1 protein-coding gene is annotated in these 514 nt (G+C 72.2%); it reads right to left on the bottom strand.

All coding sequences use genetic code 11. From position 1 onward, the window contains the following. A partial coding sequence (locus tag ACFQEU_RS18050; RefSeq protein ID WP_379784408.1) for a hydroxyethylthiazole kinase occupies nt 1-494 on the bottom strand: 494 nt, incomplete at its 3' end. Nucleotides 495-514: the final 20 nt, after the last annotated feature.

Genomic DNA, 514 nt, shown 5'->3' with positions numbered 1-514 from the left:
TCGCCTACCGACTCGACCCCCTTGACCGCGGCCGTCTCGCCCGCGAGCCCGCGTATCTCGCCGGCGTTCCCCTTGATCACGTCGAACGCGACCGCGTCCAGCAGTCGCCCGACGGACTCGACGCGGTGGGGTGTCGCGCCGTACCCCACCGGATCGAGGACGACCGGGACGCCCGCCTCGTTGGCCCGCTCGCCGGCGTCGATCATCGCGTCGATATCGGTGGTCGACGCCGTCCCCGTGTTGATCACGACCGCGTCCGCGCCGGCGGCCATGTCGCCTGCCTCGGCCGGCGCGTCCGCCATCACCGGGAGCCCGCCCCAGTGTAGCGTGACGTTCGCCGTTTCGCTCGTCGTCACGTCGTTCGTCAGGTGGTGGACGAGCGGGGCGGCCTCGCTGACCGCCCTGAGGGTCTCCCGAAGCGTGTCGGCGTCGACCGGAGCGGGAGGGTTGTCGGCGGTGTCCGCGTCGCCGGCGGTCGTCGTGTCCTCAGACATCGGCAACCGCCTCCTTCTCG

This window comes from Halorubrum tibetense, assembly GCF_042661865.1.
GTDB lineage: Archaea > Halobacteriota > Halobacteria > Halobacteriales > Haloferacaceae > Halorubrum > Halorubrum tibetense.
The sequence above is the reverse complement of the archived record's forward strand: the minus strand, read 5'-3'. Positions and strand labels throughout refer to the sequence as shown.